The sequence below is a fragment of the Paenibacillus algorifonticola genome (assembly GCF_050481745.1).
Classification (GTDB): domain Bacteria; phylum Bacillota; class Bacilli; order Paenibacillales; family Paenibacillaceae; genus Pristimantibacillus; species Pristimantibacillus algorifonticola_A.
On record NZ_JBCNGR010000017.1, the window covers coordinates 35,571 to 55,072 of the forward strand.

General features: G+C 48.9%; 16 protein-coding genes. 11 read left to right on the top strand and 5 right to left on the bottom strand.

Annotated elements, in window-relative coordinates; genetic code table 11:
- Positions 1-2: 2 nt before the first annotated feature.
- The 4 genes from ABEW34_RS16420 to bcp all read left to right on the top strand — a co-directional run bounded on the left by ABEW34_RS16420 (position 3) and on the right by bcp (position 3,370).
- Positions 3-1,064 (top strand): FAD:protein FMN transferase, encoded by a 1,062-nt coding sequence (locus tag ABEW34_RS16420; RefSeq protein ID WP_430160253.1) that lies wholly within the window; start codon positions 3-5, stop codon positions 1,062-1,064.
- Entirely contained in the window at positions 1,061-1,639 is a 579-nt protein-coding gene (locus ABEW34_RS16425; protein WP_430160254.1) for a ferric reductase-like transmembrane domain-containing protein, read from the top strand. The genes ABEW34_RS16420 and ABEW34_RS16425 overlap by 4 nt, the downstream gene beginning before the upstream one ends.
- A gap of 137 nt (positions 1,640-1,776) precedes the next feature.
- Positions 1,777-2,838: an asparaginase gene (locus ABEW34_RS16430; protein WP_430160255.1), complete on the top strand. Its 1,062-nt coding sequence runs from the start codon at positions 1,777-1,779 to the stop codon at positions 2,836-2,838.
- 64 nt (positions 2,839-2,902) lie between these two features.
- Positions 2,903-3,370, top strand: coding sequence for a thioredoxin-dependent thiol peroxidase (gene bcp, locus ABEW34_RS16435; RefSeq protein ID WP_430160256.1), 468 nt, complete (start codon positions 2,903-2,905; stop codon positions 3,368-3,370).
- A gap of 109 nt (positions 3,371-3,479) precedes the next feature.
- Here bcp and ABEW34_RS16440 read toward each other — a convergent pair whose 3' ends face one another.
- On the bottom strand, positions 3,480-5,348 hold the full coding sequence (locus ABEW34_RS16440; RefSeq protein WP_430160257.1) for an LTA synthase family protein: 1,869 nt from the start codon (positions 5,346-5,348) through the stop codon (positions 3,480-3,482).
- 272 nt (positions 5,349-5,620) lie between these two features.
- Here ABEW34_RS16440 and ABEW34_RS16445 point away from each other — a divergent pair, with 272 nt between their 5' ends.
- Complete coding sequence (locus ABEW34_RS16445; RefSeq protein WP_430160258.1) at positions 5,621-6,598, top strand: D-alanyl-D-alanine carboxypeptidase family protein; 978 nt, start codon at positions 5,621-5,623, stop codon at positions 6,596-6,598.
- A gap of 136 nt (positions 6,599-6,734) precedes the next feature.
- Positions 6,735-7,697 carry a nucleoside hydrolase gene (locus ABEW34_RS16450; RefSeq protein ID WP_430160259.1) on the top strand — a complete coding sequence of 321 codons (963 nt, stop codon included), beginning with the start codon at positions 6,735-6,737 and terminating at the stop codon, positions 7,695-7,697.
- A 351-nt stretch (positions 7,698-8,048) separates the two neighbouring features.
- Here ABEW34_RS16450 and ABEW34_RS16455 read toward each other — a convergent pair whose 3' ends face one another.
- From ABEW34_RS16455 to ABEW34_RS16465, 3 genes are all read right to left on the bottom strand, one after another.
- Positions 8,049-8,657: a hypothetical protein gene (locus ABEW34_RS16455; RefSeq protein ID WP_430160260.1), complete on the bottom strand. Its 609-nt coding sequence runs from the start codon at positions 8,655-8,657 to the stop codon at positions 8,049-8,051.
- Positions 8,658-8,677: 20 nt separating this feature from the next.
- Positions 8,678-9,037 carry a hypothetical protein gene (locus ABEW34_RS16460; protein ID WP_430160261.1) on the bottom strand — a complete coding sequence of 120 codons (360 nt, stop codon included), beginning with the start codon at positions 9,035-9,037 and terminating at the stop codon, positions 8,678-8,680.
- 875 nt (positions 9,038-9,912) lie between these two features.
- The gene (locus tag ABEW34_RS16465) at positions 9,913-11,229 is read right to left on the bottom strand and encodes a deoxyguanosinetriphosphate triphosphohydrolase family protein (protein WP_430160262.1); all 1,317 of its coding nucleotides are present in this window, start codon (positions 11,227-11,229) and stop codon (positions 9,913-9,915) included.
- Positions 11,230-11,376: 147 nt separating this feature from the next.
- On the opposite strand from ABEW34_RS16465, the gene cls reads away from it, so the two are divergent.
- From cls to ABEW34_RS16485, 4 genes are all read left to right on the top strand, one after another.
- The gene (gene cls, locus ABEW34_RS16470) at positions 11,377-12,822 is read left to right on the top strand and encodes a cardiolipin synthase (RefSeq protein WP_430160263.1); all 1,446 of its coding nucleotides are present in this window, start codon (positions 11,377-11,379) and stop codon (positions 12,820-12,822) included.
- Between the two features lie 562 nt (positions 12,823-13,384).
- Positions 13,385-13,774 carry a Fur family transcriptional regulator gene (locus tag ABEW34_RS16475; RefSeq protein ID WP_430160264.1) on the top strand — a complete coding sequence of 130 codons (390 nt, stop codon included), beginning with the start codon at positions 13,385-13,387 and terminating at the stop codon, positions 13,772-13,774.
- Complete coding sequence (locus ABEW34_RS16480; protein WP_430160265.1) at positions 13,756-14,607, top strand: winged helix-turn-helix transcriptional regulator; 852 nt, start codon at positions 13,756-13,758, stop codon at positions 14,605-14,607. The genes ABEW34_RS16475 and ABEW34_RS16480 overlap by 19 nt, the downstream gene beginning before the upstream one ends.
- A 225-nt stretch (positions 14,608-14,832) precedes the next feature.
- Positions 14,833-16,323 (top strand): catalase, encoded by a 1,491-nt coding sequence (locus ABEW34_RS16485; protein ID WP_430160266.1) that lies wholly within the window; start codon positions 14,833-14,835, stop codon positions 16,321-16,323.
- Between the two features lie 177 nt (positions 16,324-16,500).
- Here the strand turns inward: ABEW34_RS16485 and ABEW34_RS16490 are convergent, their stop codons facing one another.
- The gene (locus ABEW34_RS16490) at positions 16,501-17,424 is read right to left on the bottom strand and encodes a methyltransferase domain-containing protein (protein ID WP_430160267.1); all 924 of its coding nucleotides are present in this window, start codon (positions 17,422-17,424) and stop codon (positions 16,501-16,503) included.
- 439 nt (positions 17,425-17,863) lie between these two features.
- Between ABEW34_RS16490 and ABEW34_RS16495 the strand changes: the two genes are divergently transcribed.
- The gene (locus ABEW34_RS16495; protein WP_430160268.1) at positions 17,864-19,450 is read left to right on the top strand and encodes a hypothetical protein; all 1,587 of its coding nucleotides are present in this window, start codon (positions 17,864-17,866) and stop codon (positions 19,448-19,450) included.
- The last annotated feature ends 52 nt before the right edge of the window (positions 19,451-19,502 follow it).

Here is a 19,502-nt window from a genome sequence, read left to right on the forward strand (position 1 = left end):
CGATGAGCGGGCGGGGGACGATACGGTTTCGGGCGATGAATACGAATGTCGAAATTTTGCTGGATTATGCAGCGGATGAGCGCCGCACGACAGCCTTTTATGCAGACCGCGCTCGCGACTGGTTTGAGGCGGTGGAGCAGCGCTTTAGCCGCTTCCGCCCGGATAGCGAGTGGAGCAGGCTTGGCCGTTCGGCGGGCAGCTGGGTCGTCGTGTCGGACTGGCTGTTTGAGGTTATTGCAGCGGCGGAAAGCTATCGCCATCTGACGGCAGGGGTGTTCGATCTGCGGATACTGCCGGGGCTGGAAGCGTCCGGCTATACGAAATCTTTCGAGCACGCGGCGGCATTCCAGGCGGGAGCTGGCGGTGCTGAGCGGCGGAAGCTGAGCCCGGCTGGCGAGCTGGAGCTGGACTATGGCATGAAGGCGGTGAAGCTCGCCGGGGGAACGAGTATCGACGCCGGCGGCATCGCCAAAGGCTGGGCCGTGCAGAAGCTCGCCGATTGGCTGAGGCGCAGCAGGCGGGTTCCGGCAGGCATCGTCAATGCCGGCGGTGATCTGTATGCTTGGAACAGCGGGGGCGCAGCCGCGCAGCCAGCCATTATTGATCTCCAGCATCCATGGGAAGCTGGAGCAACGGTTGGGGAGCTGCTGTTGGCTAACGGCGCAGTTGCGACCTCGGGGACGCTGGGCAGGCAGTGGGGAACGGGCAGCTTGGCCTCGCATCATTTGATCGATCCGCTGACGATGCAGCCGAGCGTCAGCGATGTCGTTCAAGCAGCGGTTGCAGGCCCCGATGCCGTCGCTTGTGAAATATGGGCGAAGACGCTGTGCATCGCCGGTCTCGATCAAGGCTTGCGGCTGATGGACGTGCATGCGCGAGACTGTGAAGCCGTTATTTTCATGAGCGGCGGCGAGATTGTGAAACATAGTAAAGGCCGCAAGTCTGGCTTGAATTGGAATATCCGAGAACCGCTGAATAAAGCGGGAACCGCGGCTAGGGCTAGAGCCAGCAGCAGAAGCGAAATCGAATGCGAGATCGAAGGCGAAAAGGAGGAGTCAGCATGACAGAATGGATTTTGAGCTGGCCTACATGGCAAATGACGCGGGTGCTCGGCATTGGCTCTTACTTGATGCTGTTCGTCGGCATGTCGCTGGGTATGCTGTACAGCTATCCGTTTGTGAAAGGACCCAGCAAAGCCCGCGTGTACAATTGGCATATCCGTTTCACGAATGGGGGAACACTGCTGGCGCTGCTGCATATGGCGGTGCTCGTCATTGATACGTACACGCCATTTACATGGGGAGAGCTGCTGATTCCTTTTACCGCGCATGAGCATCCGGTGATATACGGCATAGGTACGCTTGCGCTCTATGGCATGCTCGTGTTGATTTTAACCTCGGACCTGCGTCCGAAGCTGAAGCGGAAAGTGTGGCTCGCTATCCATATGCTTGCCTATCCGATCTATTTACTGGCTTTGTTTCACGGCATATTGGCTGGAACGGATACACAGCTTGGCCTTGTGCAATTCATGTATGGTGCGACGTTAATCGTTAGCGTAGGCTTGTTTTTGGGAAGGGCGACCGTCAAGAAAAAGCCAGGCGCTGCGAAAAGTCAGGGTGTCGCGGCAAAAAGCGGGTAACTTTTCCTGATATTCCTGTAGGATCGTATAGGTTTAGACAGCTTGCGGAGAAGATAGTAGAATGAATGGGAACTGGTATGAACAGGCGGCTGGTGCGAAGGGCGACCTTCAAAGCTGCTGGATATGGAGGAAACCAAGTGAGCAATCTTCTAGTTATTTTCACGGGTGGGACGATTGGCAGCAAATCTGGCGCAGGAGCGATTAGCGTGCGAGAAGCAGGCTCCTATGCGATTATTGAAGGCTATCAATCGAGCCCCCGTTGCCGCGAGTCTGTAAAGCTGGAATGCGCGCAGCCGCTGAATATTCTCAGTGAAAATCTGGTCCCAGACGATTGGAATGTGTTGATTGAAACGATCCGCAGCGCAGACTTATCCCGTTATAACGGCATTATCGTCACCCACGGCTCAGATACGCTTGCATATTCGGCTGCGATGCTTAGCTATATTTTTTGTGATAGCCCCATCCCGATTGTGCTGGTGGCGAGCAACTATCCGCTTGGCGATCCGCGCAGCAATGGACTGCGCAACTTTGCCTCGGCCGTTGAGTTCATAGATGGCGAGAAGCTGAAGGGCGTCTACGTCGTCTATGAAAACAGCGCAGGCGAGGCCATCGTGTATTTAGGCACGCGCGTGACGCAGGCGGTGTCGTTCACCGATCAGCTGGAATGCCCGTATGACGTGCATTATGGCATCATGAGCGAGGGCAAGCTGATCGTAAATCAGCATTCTTACAACCCACCTGTACAGGAGCTGCGTTCTCGCAAGCCTTCCCCGAGCCCGTTCACCGCTGGCAAGGATAAGCTGCAATCGGGACTGCTGTATGTAAAGCCATTTTCCGGCATGACGTATGACTATTTTGATTTTGGGCAAAAAGCGCCGAAGGCTGTCGTTCACGATCTGTTCCACTCCGGCACGGCGAACACGAGTGCAAGCGAGCGCCATTCCCTGCTTGCATTCGCCAAATATTGCGCCGAGCATAGCGTAGACTTGTATTTGTGTCCGCTTAAGGACAGCTCGGAGACGCTATATGCGTCGTCGGTCGCTTTGCAGCAGGCGGGAGTGTCCTTTATCGAAAATATGTCGGTGGATGCGGCGCTTATGAAGCTGACGCTTGCTTATTCCCTTTATACCGATAAGCAGCAACTTCGCGAGTTTGTCATGAACACACCGCTTTTCTATGAGTTTGTAGCATCTCGCTGAAGGAAATGCTATCGTTGTTTGAGTAAGCAAGCCGCAATATCCATTACAAAGGAGCTGATTGGACATGACGCAAGTGCAAATTGGACAACAGGTTGAGAATTTTACATTGCCAGCCTCGAATGGCAAGAACGTATCGCTGGTGGACTATAAGGGCAAGAAGCTGGTCATTTATTTTTACCCGCGGGATATGACACCGGGATGTACAACAGAGTCCTGCGATTTCCGTGATTTCAATGGACAATTCAAAACGTTCAATACCGAAGTCATTGGCATCAGCCCGGATGATCTGGCGTCGCATGATCAGTTCATTGCTGCTCATGAGCTTCCTTTCCTGCTGCTTTCGGATACCGAAAATCAGGTTGCCGAGCAGTTTGGCGTATGGAAGCTGCGCAGCCGTAATGGCGAGGAGTTTATGGGCATCGAGCGCTCGACCTTTCTGATCGATGAAGAGGGCAAGCTGGCGAAAGAATGGCGCAGCGTCGTAGTCGAGGGCCATGTGCAGGAAGTGCTGGAGGCGGCGAAACAGGCCTAACAGGTGCAGCAGGCAAACAGTATGATAGATGACTGGGAATTTTGTGAAAAATAAAGCGGCAGGCAGGATTCGAGCATTATGCTCGGATCCCGCCTGCCGCTTGTTTGCGTCATTTCTGCGGTTCGTGGTCTGGCAGCTGGCTGACGTAGCTGTCGGAGAGCTGAAGGAGCTCCAGCGCGCGGTTGTATTCATCCTCGGTTGCTTCCTTGGCGCTTTCCATGCCATCGCCTGCGAGCGGGTGATGGGTGCCATCGTCGTAGCCGCTGCCGGACAGGAACAGCTCCTTGCTGCTGACGAAGGAGCCCGTCGGCAAATAATAGCGCTGTGGCAGCAGGTTGTACGAGGTGCTGTTCAACAAATCTTGGCCGAAATGAATTTGCTTATCGAGCGAAACGCCAAGCAAGTTCGAAATTGTCGGCAGCAAATCGACCTGTCCGCCTAGCTGATCAAACTCTTTGGGCGAGGTAACGCCAGGAGAAGCAATGATAAGCGGAATATTAATCATATCCGTATAGCTGTACTCATAGCCGTAAATTTCCGCCATTAACTCTTTATCATCGCGATCCAGCGAATAAATCGGCAAGCCTAGATGATCGCCGTATAGCACGATTAGGCTGTCATCCCAGAGGCCGCGCTGCTTGAGATCGTCAATAAACTCACCAAGCGCGTAATCCGCATAGTTCTGGGCGCGAATGTAGTCGCCGACGAACGTGCCCTCGTAACGCTCAGGCAGCTCCATTTTATACTTCGTATCCGGTATGGTGAAGGGGTGGTGAGCGGTCATCGAAATGACTTGAGCATAAAATGGCTGGTCCTTGCTGTCCATTTTCGCAAGCTCATCCGCTGTTTTCTTATACAGCACCTCATCGGAGGCGCCGAAAAATACCGTATCGTCTTCACCGAAAAAGGCTTTATCATAATAGCGATTGAAGCCAAGTGCCTGATACAGCTCGCCGCGGTTCCAAAACTCCACGACATTCGTATGGAACGTCGCCGTATCATAGCCGTTTTCCGTCAAAACGCGCGGCAGGCTCGGCAGTACCTTGCCAGCATACACTTGGGTAGCGGCGCCATTAGGCGGAATATAATAGGACGTGTTTACAATGAATTCAGCATCGGACGTATTGCCCTGACCCACGCCTTGGTAAAAATGCTTGAAATAATAGTTGTCCTTCGCCAGCTTATTCATATTCGGCGTAATTTCCTTGCCGTCAATGGTGAGGCCGATGAGGAAGTTTTGGAACGATTCCAGCTGGATAATAATTAGGTTCTTGCCCTTGGCGGCGCCTTGCAGCTGCGGCGTGGCGACAGGCTCAAGCGTCTTGAGGCTGTTGATTTTCTCCTGCGTAATCGTGGAGGAATCGACAAGCTCAGCTTCTTTTTTGCCAAAAATCGTATAGGCCTCATAATTCAGGATGCCCATTTGTTCGGCTTTCACAATCTCATTCATGCTGGCGCTATTCGGCAAAATGTTGAAAAGGCACAGGCCGAGCGATACCGCGAAGACGGTCGTTAGCATTCTTTTGCTCACACGAGTCTGGCTGGCGGTTTTCCAATACTGCGCCTTCTGCTTGCGAACGAGAAAATAGAACATAAGGATCACATCGATAAAGACGAGTAAATAATACGGGTCCATCAGTGAAAATACGCTGTTGCTAACCGCCGTTACCTGATTGACCTGCTTTAGTGCAGAGGTGGTGACGATGACGCCGTAATATTTATAGTACATCAGCACAGCAAAGAGAATGGCTGTTATTAGTAAATTCGCAGTTAAATAATACGTCAGCTTGCGTTTCGTTGCGAACCACTCAATGAGGCAAAAGACGATTAACGCAAATGGAACCTCCTTAAACAAGGTGCTCCACGATGGGCTTCCGAATACAACCATCCATGTAAGAAAGCTTTTGAATAGTACAATAATGGAGAAAACAATGATCGGTCTGGTGCTGAACAGACGTTTTGGTGCAGATAAAGTCAAAGTATCGCCTACCTTCCCTCGACAAATAAAGGCCGAGTCCCTCGTAAATTTACGATAAATTCATACTTATTATGCCTCTTCTCATAGTAGAATGTCAAAATGCAAAATTAGACCTATGCCGCATATTCGCGGAGGAGGCTCACAAAAATTACATTGGAAGTTTCGGCAACCTTTTAAGGCAGTATGAAGTCTATTAGGTATAGTATAAAAAGAACAGACTTATCGTTTATTACCCTTTTTCCCTGTACATTAAACTAAATAAGGAGTGCATCATGAAGAGAAAACGCAGAAGAGCGGTCGTTATTTTGTTATCTTTATGCTTAATTGCGATGGCTGTTATAGTAATTGTGAGGTTTGATAAAACGGCGGCTGAGGCACCTGGTTCTGGTGATGCAGCGGCTGTTTCGCCGACAGTAGAGGCTACGGCCGAAGTGGACGCTTCGCCGTCCCTTTCCCCGATTGAGGACAGTCCTACGCCGGAGGTTACAGCAACGGCGACGGCGGAAGAAACACCAACAGCAGAAGAAACGCAAGCCGCCACGCCTGCTCCTACAGCGTCGCCGACTGTGAAGCCGACCTCAAAGCCGACAGCAACGCCGAAGGCAACAGCAAAGCCTTCAAGCGGCAGCTCTTCTGGCGATTTGGATGAAGGCTTAGCCGTTGTAGCGGAGCCGGAAAGCGTCACGGCGCTAGTGAATAAGCAAAACAAGCTGCCGGATGATTACGAGCCTTCCGAGCTGGTATACCCGGATGTGGCCTTTATTTTCAGCGAGAAAATCGATAAGCGTAAAATGCGCAAAGTAGCAGCGGACGCTTTGGAAGAGCTGTTTGCAGGAGCCAAGAAGGACAAAATTTATTTAGCAGGTGTGTCGGCCTATCGTTCGCAAGCGACCCAAAAGGCGCTGTTCGACCGTTATGTGAAAAAGGATGGCCTGGAGAAAGCCAGAACGTACAGCGCTATCCCGGGGACGAGTGAGCATCAGACGGGACTTGCGATTGACGTGTCTGGAAGCGATGGCAAATGTGCAGCCGAAAGCTGCTTTGGCGGCACGGATGAAGCGTTATGGCTCGGCAAGCATGCCTATGAATATGGCTTTATAATCCGTTATCCTGAAGGCAAAGATAAAATTACCGGCTACAAATACGAGCCGTGGCATCTTCGATATGTAGGCAAGGCGCTGGCGAAGGAATTGACGGATAACGATCAGACGCTGGAGGAGTATTACAACGCCATCCCAGTAAGCAACTAATTGTGGAAGCGCAGCGTTTACTCAGTCTGGGAATGAACTCAGGCGGGAAAACGCTGCTTTTTTATGATCATACTGCCGAAGTTTTAGGATGGACAAATTAAGGAGCAATTTATACAAGTGAAGGGAATGGATGCGTATGGGAACCAGACTTTATTACAATCATGATGCGGGAGTAGATGATCTCGTTTCTTTATTTCTTGTTTTGCAAATGAAAGAGGTGGAGCTGGTCGGCGTATCGGTCATTCCGGCTGATGGCTATTTGGAGCCTGGCATGAAAGCCAGCCGTAAAATCATCGACCGCTTTGGACGTGGCAATGCCTCGGCAAGCGTCGAGGTTGCGAGATCCAATTCTCGCGGACGCAATCCGTTCCCTGCGGAATGGCGGATGCATACGTTTTTCGTCGATGCGCTGCCGATCTTGAACGAGCCGGAGCAGATCAAGACGCGTGAAGCGGAGCTTCCGGCCCATCTTCATATGATTGAGGCCATTCGTGCCTCAGATGAGAAAACAACGCTGCTGTTCACGGGACCGCTGACGGATTTAGCCCGTGCACTAGATGAAGCGCCAGATATTGAAGCGAAGATCGAGAAGCTTGTCTGGATGGGCGGAACGTTCAATGAGAAAGGCAACGTACAGGAGCCGGAGCATGATGGGACTGCCGAATGGAATGCGTTCTGGGACCCGGAAGCGGTGGAGCGGGTATGGGCAAGCGAAATTCCGATCTTCCTCGTTGCTTTGGAAAGCACCAATAAAGTGCCATTGACGTTGCCAATCCGCAATCGCTGGGCTTCGCTGCGTCGCCATGAGGGCATGGATTTTGTCGGGCAATGTTATGCAGCATGTCCGCCGCTTGTTTATATGGAAACGAATTCGACGTATTACTTATGGGATGTTCTAACAACGGCAACAGTGGGCGATTCGAGCCTAGTCTCAATGAAGACGGTGCACAGCAAGGCAATTGCGCATGGCGCCAGCCAAGGACGCACCATTGAAGCGGCTGATGGCCGTCCAGTTAGCCTCGTGTACGATGTGGAGCCGGAGCGTTTCTTCGATTATATAACGGCGCTGGCCTGCAGCGCTGAGCTTAATCCAGCGTAATTGAAAGTGATTGAACCGTTACGTTTTATGTGTCAGCTTCTGAGGAAATATACCTAAATCTATAGGATGAAATGATTGCTTTTACTAGCGGCTACGCCAATTACCTTTGTCGACATGGATAATTGGATCCAACGTAGACTGGAAATGTGTCTTGGGAAACAATAAAAAACCAGAAACAAAGTAGAAAAGCTCTTATCCTCAGGTCTGCCTAAGGATAAGAACTTTAAAATTTGAAAAAAATGGATTGAAGGGTTAGCAGTGAGATATAACTTGATACAGAATCATTTCTGAACCCCGCTGTATACCAATCGTTACGTACGGTGGTGAGAGAGGAATAGGATTTGCCCCTTCTTACTCCATTGAATCTCCCTCGGTAAAAGATCGTAAATACAATCCTTCGGTAGTACATATGCTTTGCACTAGAGGTTTGTACTTCGCAGAGTCTTCGAAATATACACCCAATAAAAGATCGTTACACCAAATTACTATGGATAGATCATTGATTATGAGACATGCCCAAATCTTCCCGCGTAAAGCGAGTTTTAATACACCAGTCAATTTCTCTATATTTGTAATATTCACTAATTCTTCAGTCTTAAATTCTTCTAAAAAAAATGGATCTTCTGGGTGCTCTTCTGATTGAATGGTTATATCGTCTTCTGAATAAATTGAACTTTCAACTACCGTTTCGCTATAGACCCATAATTTTGATATAACCGAGATGAACTTTTTCTCTTCTGATTTGTAAACATCATTATCGCCATCTTGGCTATAAAAAACTTCTAGTTGCGAATACTTGTCAAAATCATTAACTAAACGGGGAAAACGATCAATATAAAAAAAGTTTTCAGGATAATTGTTTTGGAAGTATTCCATATTTTCATTAAGAGTATGATCGCTATTGATGTCAGGATCCTTTTGAAACAAACTATCGTTTAGAAAAATGTTTTTGTACTTCATATTCTCCAACCTTCCAGGATTTACTTACTTAATACTTTACCATTCTCATCCAAAGATGCAACTCTATCTCCGCTTTTATTTTTTAGTTTCCATTTCCGTCCACCATGCCCAGCAGTATCTTTTTCGATGGTCCATCCAGTTTTTGGCTCCTTATAGGCCACTTTTCCTTTTACGCTCTCACTGAACTTATCTAGGATAACTTTATCATCTGAATCTTTAAGTGAATTGGGAATAATTTTAATTGCTTCCAGTCTTTCGAGTTCAGCAATTATAGTAATAACTGTAGCAGAAGCTTTGGGGGTCACAGTAGCTATCCCGCTGAAAGATATTCCAGATACAAGGACGAAACTAGCGCAAACAGTAAGAATCATTTTTTTCATTTAAATTCCTCCAATTGGTATTATGACAACGAACATTACTATAACTCTATATTTCTTTTATGTCAAATTATAATATATAGATAAACTAATATTTTGAAAATGGATATATTAATACTATAGTATCCCTTGAATGAAAATTGTCTGATTCTTGCTGTCAATAGTCCTTTATCTAAACATTTATAAGACCGTTGAAGGAATCCTATGGGTATTATCATCATCTCGGTAGTTTTCATTTCATGACATTTATCTGTACAATGAAAATAAGCCTTAGAAGGGGTTCTAGAGGCTCATTTTCATTGATTATTTTCTTGTTCACAGGGTAGTAAATTTTGTTAGTCACATAAGCTAAATCTCTTTTCAAATATATAAATGAGTTTACCTGCGGCACTGAGCTAAATCTGACGTGAATAGGCATACCAACTGGGTTTTTATACACAGGCTATGCGGTTTACTTTTGCTGCGCCTAACAATGTAAGGGTAGCTGTGACTGAAATGATTCAAGCCTTACTATGTGGGTATTATTACACAGAGGCTTCCGATTTATTTTGGAAAAAAGAAAGAGATGAGGCTGACACGCTTCATCTCTTTTTGTGCTTAAGTACCATAATTAAGCAGTATATTTATAATGTTTTTTCTAGAAAACGGTGAAAGAGGGCGGAGCGGAATGAAAAGGTTGGACTATAGAAGCGTTAGCGTTCGCTTAAAGCTTTCCGTAGGAAAGCAGCATCGTTAGCATATGCTTTTGCCCTTGAATGTCCACCATGGGTGGCTTATTCAAAAACATTCAAGGGCAATGGCGATCGGAAGCCAACCTTTTCATGCAGCGCAGCCTCTTTTTTCACCAACATTTCTAGAACGACCCTTTAAATGTCACGCTAGTCCATTTCATAAATAGAGCCAGACTTGCTAGCATAAAGCTCGGCATAGACCTTCTCCGCATAAGCGTCGGTCATGCCGGAAATATAGTCCGCGACGAAGCGCGGCCAAGTCCAGTTCTGCTTGTGCTGCTCATAGTTAGCAATCCAGTCAGGCGGAATGATGAGTCGTCCATTCTCTGGGATGCGGAAGCTCTCCCACAGTCTGCGAATCATAATTTCGCTGCGTTTTTGCAAACGCTGGACGCGGAAATCTTTAATCAGCGTCACCCAAGCCAGCTTCTTGAGAATTTCCATCGTCCGCAGCAGCTCCAGATCCTGCTGTCCATCCTTGACGAAGGTAACCTTCTTCCAGCCTGGGGTAGAAGAGTCAATAATGCCGACCTTTCCGGCAAAAACGCTGACCCAGCGCGCTTTCATCTCCCTGCGCGTGCGCGACGTTTCCTGATCGTACAGCGCATACAGCTCTTCCCATTGCTCCAAATAAGCGGCGAGCACCTTCTTCACCATCGCGGGAATATCAACCTGATTCCAGCCAACCTCCATATTGCCCTGGTCCTCGACAATTTCCTGTACCAGATGGTCAATCAGGCGCTGGTCTTCAAAAAACGTGCGATTCATCTGAATTTTGCCTGCCCGGATGCCATCCTCGATATCATGCGTGGAATAGGCGATATCATCGCATAAATCCATGAGCTGGGCTTCAAGCGTCGAGCGGCCCTTGGGCATTTTCCACGAATCGCGCAGCTGCTCAATATCGGCCCATTCGGAGCTGTACAGCCCTTTAAGCCGGCCAGGCTCATCCAGCGAATAGGGGTATTTATTTGTAGCCAGCAGCACGGCTGCGGTCAGATCAAGCCCGCTGCCGCTGCCGGCGCGCTTCTCCAGAAACATGAGGATGCGGAAGTTTTGCGCATTGCCTTCATAGGTCATGCCATGCTCTTCATGAAGCAGGTGATCGAGCACCTCTTCGCCTTTGTGGCCGAATGGCGGATGGCCGAGGTCATGAGCCAGTGCCGCAATTTCGACGACGGCGGGATCGAGCATGAGGCCGGGATGCTCTTTTTTAGCTAAAAAGGCATATTGCTTGCCCAGTCTCCGCGCAACCTCACGGGCGATTTGGGAAACTTCAAGCGAGTGCGTCAGACGCGTGCGGTAATAATCGCCAGAACCAGCGCCGAACACCTGTGATTTTCCCTGCAGCCTGCGAAAAGCGGGGGATTGAATCAAGCGGGCATAATCCCGTTCATATTCGTCTCGTTCTTCACTGAAAGTTCCCAGCGCAGGTTCGTCCAATCGTAGCTTGCGTAAATCCATTGTTGTTCCTCCCATGCCGCTCCAGCAGTTCTTTTGAAAAATTGTAGCATACTTTCATGTTTGAACATATACCGCCCATAGAGTATGATTTGATTAATTATAAAAAAATGTGCATGTTGTAAATAGCATAACGGGGGAGCTTTAGCGATGACTATGTTTCAAGATTTTTATTTCATCTTCACCTTGCTGAATATATTGCTCGCTTTCGCCCTTGTCTTCCTGGAGAGACGCAACGTCAGCTCTACCTGGGCTTGGATTATGGTATTATCTTTCATTCCTGTATTCGGTTTTATTCTTTATTTGATTCTCGGCCAGCAGCTGCGCAAGCGCAAATTGTTCAAGCTGCTCGGAGACAGCCAGCGTATCATAGAAGATACCGTAGATCGGCAGAAGCTTCAGCTTCAGGATCGCAACAGCATTTTTCATGATGCTGGGACGAACGACTACCGGGATATGATTTTTATGAATTTGGTCAGCAGCTACGCCTTGTTCTCACAAAATAACGCCATTCGCATCTATACCGAGGGCAACGAAAAATTCGATGCGCTCATTGCGGATATCGCCTCCGCAGAGCATCATATTCATCTGGTATATTACATTGTGCGTAATGATGTGCTGGGCAACAGGCTTCTCAGAGCGTTGGTCGCGAAGGCGCAGCAAGGGGTAGAGGTGAAGTTTCTCTATGACCACATCGGAAGCTCGGGGCTTCCGCGGTCGTTTTTCAACAAGCTTCGGGAAGCGGGCGGCAAGGCGCAAGCTTTTTTCCCCTCGCGCATTCCATATGTAAATTTAAAGCTGAACTATCGCAATCATCGCAAGCTGGCCATCATCGACGGCATGACCGGCTATATTGGCGGATTTAATGTAGGAGACGAATATTTGGGGTTGGACAAGCATTTCGGCGAGTGGCGGGATACGCATTTGCGGGTGAATGGACATGCCGTGCATCAAATGCAGGCGCAGTTTCTCATGGATTGGAATCTCGCGTCCTCCGGTACGGTGGAACTGAATCGCAGCTACTTTCCGGTGGTCAAAGAAGGTGGAGGCATTGGGATGCAGGTTGTAGCCAGCGGCCCGGATTCCGAGGAGCAGCAAATTAAAGATGCTTATATTAAAATGATTTATTCGGCGAAACGATCGATTTGCCTGCAAACCCCATATTTTGTGCCAGACGAAAGCTTAATGACCGCCCTGAAAATTGCCGTGCAATCAGGTGTGAAGGTACAGGTAATGATTCCGAAAAAGCGCGATCATTTCTTTGTTTATTGGGCGACCCGTGCCTATATGGCCGAGCTGCTGGCAGGCGGCATTGAATGCTATTTGTATGAAAAAGGCTTCCTGCATGCCAAAACGATTGTCATCGATGGCAAGATCGCTTCGGTGGGAACAGCAAATATTGATATTCGCAGCTTTAAACTGAATTTTGAAATGAACGCTTTTATTTATGAGGAAAGTACCGCGGGACAATTAAAGAAGATTTTCGAGGCGGATATTGAAAATAGCATCAAGCTCCAGAAAGACGAGTTTGCAAAACGTCCGCTGTTTGAACGCTTCAAGGAGTCGATTAGCCGGCTGCTCTCACCGATTCTTTAGGACAGCATAAAGGGATTCCGCTTATCGATGATAACCGGAATCCCTTTAACTTTCTGACTCACTTCTATTCAATTTATTCAAACGCTCCATTCCAAAGTTCGCATTTCCATGTACAACTTCCATTCATTATTGCGCTTGCCACAACCGAATGAATTCTCATTGAAAACCAAACTATCAAAGTTAAGTATTACTTGTGTTGCTTGTATTACCTGACCGAGTGACGGTGCTGCAATCTTGCTTGCTCATTATGGTGAGTTCCCGCATGTCCGGATGATCCTTGCAATCTCCTTTCCGCTTAAATAGGTGACATGCTTCGCTTACGCTACTCCAATGGGCTATCCCCTCTCGTTTAGGATAGGTTCATCATATCTTATTATTTGAAATTTGTAAATATTCAGAATATTTAAATTCCTCATTTTTTGCAAAATGATCTTAAAGTCGTGAGTACTTGGATTCAGCTTGCTTCTGGCAATAGGCCATTAGGGTATAGAGGTGGGGTTGACCGATTTTGACAACAGAATTATACTTAGTCTAAATCAAAAATTGAAGGAATGAAGGCCTTATGGCAAAGCTAAATTTAACGGTCCAGCGCAAGGCGATTTTGGACGTTATCCAGCAATCTCACGACCATCCGGCAGCAGCCGATATAATTGAGCGTTTGCGAAACAAAGGCTTCAACTTTGCTTACGGGACGGTGTACAATTCGCTTCGTTATTTAACCGATGCAGGGGTTATCCGTGAGCTCAAGCTTGGAGAGGCGGTTAGCCGCTACGACGGGCGTACGGAAGAGCACCAGCATGTCATGTGCAGCAAATGTGGGCGTATTGAAGAAGTAATGATTGAGGTGCCGCAGGAGTGGACTCGCCGAGTTGCGGAGGAAACCAGATTCATAATTCACCATTCACATATTGTGTTAGAGGGGGTTTGCGAGTCATGCGCGAGCCAGTCGTAACGAATCAGGACAAACAGACAGCTTTAAATGGGAAAAAGCTCGCCCGGCCACGCCAGGACAGCTTTGAGCCGGATTTTACGGAGCAGCTCGGCGAGGGCATTCTACCGGAAGGAGCGGTCTGCTCCATGACGAAGCGGGTTATGGTCGTCAGCCCGTTCCCGCAGCGGGTTCATAGTCTTCTGCAGCTGCTTGCGGCAGATTGCTTTGATTTATTTACGCTGCATGATTTGAATAAAGCGTTCGTGCACAGCTTGCAGCCCGAGCTGCTGATTTATGATGCGACGCCGTATGTCCAAGGACATACGGATGCGGTAGAAGCGCTGCAGGCTGCTTTGCAGCATACGGCGCATCTTAAGGGAGTGCCGATTTTATTTCTGGCAGGTGCTCCGGCAGGCGTGATCCGCCATCTGCTGCCCGATGCCGCTGCTATGATTGAATGGCCGGCTGCACCGCAGGAGGCCGTTAACCAGATCAACCGTATAATGGACCAGCAGCCGCAATCAAGCCCGGTCGTCGTATCCGGCTACAACTATAAGGATTTGACGGTCGATCTGAAAAGAATGGCCGTATTCCGCGGCGAGCAGCGCATTGATTTGACGAAGACCGAATACGATCTGCTGCTTATGTTTATTACGTCCGACGGCTCCGTGCTCTCGCGTGAGACAATGTTCGATTCGGTCTGGGGCAGTCAGTTTCTCGGCGGCAGCAATGTCGTCGATGTGCATATTAAGTCGCTCCGCAAGAAGCTGAAGGACAGCGCAGTAGCGCCGAAATATATTGTGACGGTGCGGGGCGCGGGCTACCGGCTGGCGGATGAAGCTGCAACGTCGTAATGATAAGACCACTGATGGCTCTAGCGGCCTTCAGTGGTTTTTTTTATGGCTTTCTTGTCAATTGCGGATGCAGGGCTGTCTTATGGTGAGGCCTGCCTTGCTGCGGCGTGTTCATCCAACCTTCATCATACGTTCATCCAATATTCATGACAGGCGTCGTTTGGCGTCGCTATAATAAGGGTAAATATTTAGACCAAGTCTAAATCCAACTCGGAGGTAAAAACGATGACCAATACGTCCAATACGAATCCCCAATCGAATGCGAACTACATGACGACCAATCAAGGCGCGCCTGTTGCTGATAACCAAAATTCACGTACAGCCGGACAGCGCGGCCCAACGCTGCTGGAGGACTATCATCTGCTGGAGAAGCTGGCGCATTTTGACCGCGAGCGTATTCCGGAGCGGGTTGTCCATGCCAGAGGCGCTGGCGCGCATGGCGTATTCCGTGTAGAGAACAGCATGGCTGCTCATACGAAAGCTCATTTCTTGCAGGAGGCGGGAGTGGAGACGCCGGTATTTGTCCGTTTTTCGACCGTCATTCATGGAACGGGTTCACCTGAGACGGCGCGTGATCCGCGCGGCTTTGCGGTGAAGTTTTATACGCAAGAGGGCAATATGGACATAGTGGGCAACCATCTTCCGGTATTCTTCATTCGCGATGCGATGAAATTTCCGGATATGGTGCATTCACTGAAGCCGTCGCCACAGACGAACGTGCAGGAGCCAGGCCGCTATTGGGATTTTATGACGCTGTCGCCGGAATCGACGCATATGCTGACGTGGCTGTTTTCTGACGATGGCACGCCAGCGAACTACCGTGAAATGGACGGCTTTGGCGTGCATGCGTTCAAGTGGCAAAATGCCGAAGGCAAGATAACGTATGTGAAATACCACTGGAAATCGAAGCAGGGGGTGCGCAATTTCACCGCTGAGGAAGCGTCTGAGATGCAGGGGCGCGATTTTAACCATGCAACAAGGGATTTATATGATGCAATCGAAAAAGGAGATTTTCCGCAATGGGATTTGCATGTGCAATTGCTGCCTCCTGAGCATATGGAGCGTTACTCCTTTGACCCGCTCGATCCGACCAAGACGTGGCCAGAGGACATGTACCCGCTGCATAAAGTCGGAACGATGACGCTGGATCGCAACCCGGAAAATTATTTTGCCGAGGTAGAGCAGTCAGCGTTCTCACCGAGCGCCTTGGTGCCAGGCATTGAGCCGTCGGAGGATAAATTGCTGCAAGGCCGCTTATTTTCCTATCCGGATACACAGCGCTACCGTTTGGGCGCGAACTATTTGCACATTCCGGTCAACTGCCCGTATGCGCCTGCCCGCAATCACCAGCGCGACGGAGCGATGACGATGAAGGCCGATTCCTCCAGCGTCAATTATGAGCCGAACAGCTTGAGCACAAGTCCGCAGGAAGCCGAGCGGGGTCACGCTGACCATACTGTTCCTGTTCACGGCTTTGCCGGCCGTCAGAAAATCGATAAAACCGATGATTTCACGCAGGCAGGCGAACGCTATCTTTCCCTTACGGGTCCACAGCAGGACAATTTAGTGAAAAATTTGGTTCATGATTTGGGGCAGACAAATGCAGATATTCAGTTGCGTGCCATTTGCAACTTTTTCCGGGCCAACGTGGAGCTTGGGATGAGACTGTCCGAAGGGCTTGGCGTAGATATTCGCATGCATATGCCACAGCGTTAAGCGGACTCAAGGTACAGCAGAAAAGGAAGCTTTTATATGGAATAGAAGAATAAAGCGGCAGACAAATGTCAGAAAAACGGCAGAACAAACAGGCGGGTCCCCCGGCAAATGGGGGCTCCGCCTGTTTGCTTTTATTTTCCTCCTGCATCAAGCAGTTGGGGAATTAAGCTATAGCTGCTAGTAAACAGCTGTTTTTCTACCCCCAATGATGACCGTCAAGTCGACTGTCACTTCAAGCGTAGGCCTCTGCTTTATTTGTTGTACAAGCGATTCCTTCATTCCCCAGGACAATGGCGTCATAGCAATGAAAGGCTCAATCAGCGGCTGGTGCAAAAGAAAGCGGTAGTGCAGCCGCCGGCTGCCCAGCACTTCAAAATATTCGCTAAAACGCTCTATAGTCGCAAGGTTATCGTAAACGTTCCTTTTAAGATTCGTGCTGTGGCTGCTATCTGTGCTGTTGTATAGCAAGGAGCGCAGCTCCTTTAAATAATCAGGTCCAGGAAAAACTTTAATGACATTGCCTGTATCAGCAAGCAGCCGCTGGAACTCGGCATAATTGGAAGGTGATAGGATACTGAAGATGAAATCAAAGGAGTGGTCGGCAAAAGGGCTGTGAGAAAGGTCTGCGACGCACCAGAATGCTTCGCCGTTATTTTTCGACGCAAGCGCTATTGCATCCTTGGAAATATCCAGGCCTGCCGCCAGCACCGCAGTATCTGAACTGCGGCTGAGCTGCTGCTGAAGCATGGACAAATGCGAGCCTTCCCCGCATCCAGCGTCCAGCAGCCTGATAGGCCCAGTCCGATCCTGCCACGAGCCGTTTATGCTCTCGGAAATATGGGAGAGGACGGGAGCGAAGAAGCCGCTGTCCATCACCTTTTTCCGCGCCTCGAATAGCGTTTTTTCGTATTTTGTCCGCACAGGGCGGCTTAGAAAATGGACATAGCCATGCTTCGAAAGATCGTAACTATGCTTGCTGCTGCACACCAGGCTTCGGCCGTCCCGCAGCTGCATAGAGCCTGTGCACATCGGGCAGCGGAGCAAATTGGAATAAGCGGGGGAGGTTAACGCCACCGCAAGCTTTTTTCTATTTTCACGCATTACAAAAAGCACCTCATTCATTTGATTTGAGTAAATGAAAGAAGGCACAGACAAATAAACCTAGCCCTTTTGCACGAAAAAAGCTTGGCTCATCCTGCTGTACCTCTCATTAACGCAAACGAATGAATTTGATGATCATGCCGAGTTAACACTCCCATTGTGGAATTTGAACGCAGAAGCTGCCGAAAGGCGCTTCCCTCAATAGATTATAGCAAAAAATCAACGAGTCTTCTCCTGATCAATATAGGGAAAAGGCTCGTTTAATGGAGCGGAAAGGTTTTTGATGAGTGCGTCACTAAGGAGCAATGTTCCTATCGTGAAGGGGCGGAAATCAAATTTCCTATTTTCACAAACTTTAAAAAGGTGTTGTAATAAATGCGTTTTATGGTTAATATTGTTTCGGAAATGGCGATTATAAAAGAACGGGATGTGAACAGCGATGAGTACTGAGAACCCGTATGCCGGGCATGTAGTTCCAACCAATAATGATAGCGAAACTACAGGATCAAAGGTTTATACGCTAGTTTCTTTGCTTGTTTTGGGTATCGGTTTATTGATGGCATTGGTTGGCTTTGGGAAAGAAATCATGATGAGCATGAAGGATTATAAACCGTTTGCTGGCATGACGGACTCGGCTTGGGTCGGGCTTCAACATTTGCGAGCTTTAATGGAATCATCTGAGTTTATGCATGTTATAGGCAACACAATCGCCTTTAACCTGAAGTTTGCGGGCCTCGTATTTGTGCTTGGGGCTCTAGCGGGGTATGCTCTGCTTGTCTTGCCTTCCAAGGTGCGGCAGGGAGTTGTTATGCTGGGAGCCTTGATTGTTCTTGTGCCTGCCAGCGTCTACAGCCATTGGTGGATGTATGTGCTTGGCAGCGAGCCTTTTTTGCAGGAATCGGTAATGAGCATTCTGCATCCGCTGCTCAGCGCTTTGAAATATGCGGGTATACCTATCGCTATCATCTTTGCTGCGGGTGAGGGCCAGAGCCGCAGGGATGCTTGGCTGCCAGTCAAAGGGGCTGGCCTGTTTGCCCTCTCATCGCTTGCCTTTATAGGCAGCGGTTTGTTTTCCATGACCTTTCTGTTGTCGAATCCGGTGACTATGGGCTCAACGGATGTGTTGGACACGTATATATTAAGATCAGGACTGATGCAGGCCAACTTCAGTTCCAGCGCCGCCGCCAATGTGCTGCAAATGCTGCTGTCGGCCGTGTCTTTGCTGCTCCTGTTCATTCCGCTGCGCCTGCTTTACAAGGCGACTTTCCGCGGAGAACGAGAGCTAGAGAAAACGGTTGGTTATGCGGGACGCGCCATTACAGCAGCAGTGGTTTTTGCCTTATTTACAATCATTTATTTTGTGCCTTACTGGGTGGAAGGCGGCTCGTTTGAGCCATTGCCAGAGCAGGGATGGCCGTCTTTTGGCTCCTCCATTTTATTGTATTTCCTCATTTCGCTGGCAGGAGCGATTCCGGCAGTCGTGATTGCAATGGCGATGGCTGGGGCCTTTAGATCCAAGCAAAAAATAATTTTGTGGTCAGCTTCTATTGTCCTTTCAATCATTACCCTATTAACCGTTCAACCATTTAAAATATCCAGTTACATGACCATTCGAGAGGTGGGGATGTTGAATACGTTGTTTGCCGTTGTAACAGTCACCAGCTTCTCGGCAGCGGCTGTTTGGGCGGTCGCCGCTGTGCTGCGGCTGGAAGCCAAGCTATCTATTTTTACGCTGCTGTCCGCGGCAGGCGGCATGCTGCTGCTTCAAACAGCGCTGAATTACGGCAACTTCGTGCCTTCCTATCTGTACATTACAGATACTCATCGGTCGCCTGTAATGATGTTTATGCAAATGACACGAAGCGCGGAGATACTCAGTCAATCAGGAGAGGCAGTCATGAGGACAATTGGAGGGCTGTACGGTTATTGGATTGCCCTGCCGCCATTGCTCCTGTATGTGGCCGCGCATATGTTCCTTCCCAAACGGCAGCTGCTGCTTATTTTATCAGGCGGGTTGAAAAAGTAGAAGCGGCCATGAGTGATCTTATCCAATAGACAGACCCTGCTGAAAATAAAGC